The organism is Pseudomonas sp. HMWF006, from assembly GCF_003061205.1.
Taxonomy (GTDB): domain Bacteria; phylum Pseudomonadota; class Gammaproteobacteria; order Pseudomonadales; family Pseudomonadaceae; genus Aquipseudomonas; species Aquipseudomonas monsensis.
Genome location: NZ_QAIU01000626.1, coordinates 9,702 through 13,561, shown reverse-complemented (window position 1 = coordinate 13,561; position 3,860 = coordinate 9,702). Strand labels below are relative to the sequence as shown.

At 59.1% G+C, this 3,860-nt stretch carries 2 protein-coding genes and 1 pseudogene; 2 read left to right on the top strand and 1 reads right to left on the bottom strand.

Going from position 1 to position 3,860, the window contains the following annotated elements:
- Positions 1-3,067: pseudogene (locus DBR24_RS34290) on the top strand (hypothetical protein); the annotation flags it as partial.
- A gap of 57 nt (positions 3,068-3,124) precedes the next feature.
- Here the strand turns inward: DBR24_RS34290 and DBR24_RS29035 are convergent.
- On the bottom strand, positions 3,125-3,394 hold the full coding sequence (locus DBR24_RS29035; RefSeq protein WP_128616414.1) for a PepSY domain-containing protein: 270 nt from the start codon (positions 3,392-3,394) through the stop codon (positions 3,125-3,127).
- A 153-nt stretch (positions 3,395-3,547) separates the two neighbouring features.
- On the opposite strand from DBR24_RS29035, the gene DBR24_RS34285 reads away from it, so the two are divergent.
- Positions 3,548-3,860: FecR/PupR family sigma factor regulator (locus DBR24_RS34285; RefSeq protein ID WP_371921377.1), on the top strand; the 313-nt coding region annotated here is incomplete at its 3' end.

Genomic DNA, 3,860 nt, shown 5'->3' with positions numbered 1-3,860 from the left:
GGCAATAGTCGATACGGTATTCACCACCGAGCACGCCAACCGCGATAACCGGGGCTCGCTCAACGGCTTCCGGCCAGATGCCTGGTCGCTGACCCTCGACAGTGCCTCAGGGCAGACGCAATTGCCGCTGGCACACTGCGTGATGCTGACCGAACGCGGCGGCCTCGATGCGGCACACTCGGGGCACGCCGTGTTGTGGACACCCGCGACGGGGCTTGAGGTTTTTGCCGACGTCGTCGATGCACGACGAGTGCTGAACCAGCGACTGAAAGACAGTGTGGGACGCCTTGCCCTCGTCGAAAATCTTGCTCCGAAAGATCGTCAGTTCCACCAGGACTACACCTTGGGTGCACTGCAACTGATCAAAGGCGATGTGTCCCGACATTCGATGCAATCGGCGATCGAGTATTTTCTTGCGCGCTGCGATCAGGCTCGCCAGCGCCTGCACGGCGACAGCCGCCTGGCATCGGTCCTGACGACGCTGAAAAAAACCGTGATCGACACCAACCTGCTGCGCACCCTTCAACTGGGCAAGGCCATTGACCAGCAGCAGTCGCTGCCTGCCTGGCTGGGCATGGCGTCACCACAGGATCAACAACGGCATCTGGAGCTGCTCGAGCAATGGCGCCACAGTGTCACCGATCACAAGGATTACCTCAGTGACCTCCCCGACCTTGCCAACTACGTAGACCGACGCTTGAAGACGCTGCTCGATCAACGCTTTCCCGGTAACCGGCTCGAGCCGAAACAGATCAAAATCACTCCCAACCTCGCCCTGGCAGGGCCCGCACGCCCGCTCAGCGAGTTTGCCCTGAACCATATCAACGTGGCTCAGGGCACCGGATTCAAGGTTGCCTCCACCACCACGCAGGCGTTACCCCAAGGCTTTGATCAAAACGCTGTGCGGCGCTTGCTGCTGTCGCTGGACATTTCCACCACCTACAGCCAACAGGTAGCGAAGACGCTCGCGCCCGGCAGTGACAGTGCCGAAGTGCGTCAACAGCGCTTCCTTCGGCAACTGCCCTGGCAATTGCTGCAACACGCCCATGGATTGAAACTGCAACAGCGATTGTCCGCCAAGGCATTCGACTACCTCTGTCAGGTGTTCGACATGCCCGACGGCGTTGCGCGCGCGACGGTCGAGGGTGCGCATGCGCTTGTCGCACCGTTGTCGCTGGCCAAGACGGCCGGAGTGACGGCCGTGGAAGTTCCGGGCCTGTACGTGATTGGACCGGGTAACGGAGATCAAGGCCCGTTGGTGCTTTATTCACTGTATGCCGACGAGGTGTTCCATGAGTTCGAGGAACCGCAGGGGCTGATCGCCGCCCTGAACAAACCGGGGGCCTTGCAGGACCTGCTGCTGCGCCGCTTGCCAACGGAGCAGCAGGCTGTGTTTCAACGGCTGCTGCAATCCAGCGTTGGCGAAACCAGTGAAATGGTCCACGTCGGGATCCCTGTTCAGGGCAACCTGCTGGCACGATTGTTCACTGACAACCTTGCGCTGTTGCAGCGCTTTCTCGGCTGTCAGTCCCTCCCTGCGGCGCAAGATGACTGGGAGGCTGCGAAGAATCTGTTCAGCAAGGGCATCCACCTGCTGTCCAGATTGTTGCCGGGCAAGTTGTCTTACGTGACGTTTCTCTGGCAAGCCTACAAAGACTTCAAGGATTCGGCCGAAGCCCTCCAGAACCACCACTGGAAACAGGCCTTGCAGGCGTTCATTGGCGGCGCCGTGCAGATGCTGAGTTTGAGTCGCGAGAGTCTGCAGGACGCCGAAGACGTGCCAGCCAGTGTCGGAGCGCCAGCCGTTGAAGACGCGACGTCGCCGTCCGCCGCGCAAGCACCGACATGGCATCACATGCGCACGACTTCCCCGCTGCGCACCGAGTTGCAGTCATTCGAAACCCACGCGGTGGCCCTCGCAGACCTCAAGCACAATCGCAGGACCGGGGTTTACGAAGACAGCATAAGCGGACACAGCTACGCCACCGTCGGAGGCAAAGTCTATGGTGTCGAACAACCCGGCGCCGTCTGGCAACTGGTCAACGGTGCCACGCCTGGCCCGTCGTTAAGAATGCACGGTACGCACCTGGTGATCGCTGCCGACCGGCATACCGCTCACTTCGGCAAAGTCGTCTCCAGACTGTACGAGCCCTACAGACTCGAGCGCGAACGTCGGGCGGTTCTGAACATCGAGGCCGTCGGGATGAAGGACATTCAGGCACAGCACCCACGAAAAGCTCAGGCTATCCAGCAGGCCGTCGACCTGGCGCGGTTCTACGCCTTCAACAGTTTGCACAATCTGGCGCTCTTGAAAAACAATGCCCCGAGTCTTCGACTGGAGGCGTTCTTTAGAGATTTTTTTGGTGTGCAGCAAGTGGATACCGGGCTGTTGAAAAAAATCCACAATGCAATCGTGCCCATTTGCAACGCACTGGTGGACCCGGATGACGACCTGATGAACACCGACCGCTTCGTCGTCGGTTCGAACACCGCCTACTCATCAATCATTGCATTCGTGCTCAATAACGATCAGCGCAAACGGGTGCACTTCACCGAACACTTCTTCAACCCGGCTCTGGATCGCTACAACGCGGTAATGACTCAGCCTTTCGATGTCGATGCTCACGCTCAGGCGGCGACATTGATTCACGAGTTCGCCCATCAGTTCTGCAAGGCTGAAGACATTGCCTCGCTGGAGTCGCGCCGACCGTTTGCCGATCTGATTTCGACCGTCACGCTGCTGGGACTGTCGATGCGACACGATCTGCAATCCTTCCAGCGTCGGGCGCTTTCATTGGCCACACCCAGGGACGAACTGTTTTCACACTGGAGCAGAACAAGAAACACCTATGTGAACCTGGATCAGGTCCCTGGCGGCAAAGACTTGAGCAAAATCATTCTCGATCTGACCTCGAGCCCGACGCTTGACGAGGCACGCACGGCGTTTCTTGATCAGGGTTCATCGGACATACGCATCGACGTGATTTTGCGCAATGCCGATTCGATCGCCCACCTGATTTGCGAAATGGGTCGCCAGCTCGATCCGCCGCCGGCGATCACGCCCTGATTGCGCAAAAAAAAACGCAGGTTTAACAACCTGCGCTTCCATTGGCGGCGTAGGGAATCAATCCTTCTGATCCCGCAGCACATTGCCAGAGGCACCGTCGATGCGGAACTCGTAGACGGCCCCATCGGCCTTGCGCCCCTCGCCCTTCCAGTAACCGTCGTTGTCGGCTTCGATCTCGTAGACCTCGACATAACCGGCCTTGGTCTTGACGATTTCAATGGCTTTTTCGATGGTCACCCAGCCTGCGCCCGGTCTGTCCGCCATCGCGGCACCCGCAGTAAGCAACGTGGCAGCAGCAATCACTGCGGCGAAAGTGTTCTTGATCATTTTTTCACTCCATTTATGGCTAAGTCTTCCAATGTGTCCCGCTTTTTGGGCGCCGGAGCGAAAAATAAGTTCCACTTTGATGGGTAGTTGCCATAACGCAGGTTCTCGGCAACTTCCGGTCAAGGTTAGAATGTGCGAAATCAGGACGAGTCAATGACCCAAGACACTCTCTCGGAAACCGAATACGATGCGATCACCGATGCCGCCGCGCAGTGGTGCATGCGTCTGCACGCGGCCGACTGCACGGACCAGGAGCGTCGCGCCTTCGAACAATGGCGTGATGCGCATCCCCTGCACGCGTTCGAGTACGAGGCGATGCTGGAAATCTGGGAAGTCGCCGAGCACCTGCCGCGCCCCGAGACTGCCGTGGATGTTGCGCCTCGCCAGCCGCCGCGGTCATGGCGGCAATACGCGGTCGTCGCCGGTCTCTGCACCCTGGCTCTGCCGCTGGCGGCTTATGCCGGCT

Excerpts from the sequence above, each read along its gene's own strand:
- DBR24_RS29035 (WP_128616414.1), bottom strand. The coding sequence starts at position 3,394 with ATGATCAAGAACACTTTCGCCGCAGTGATTGCTGCTGCCACGTTGCTT.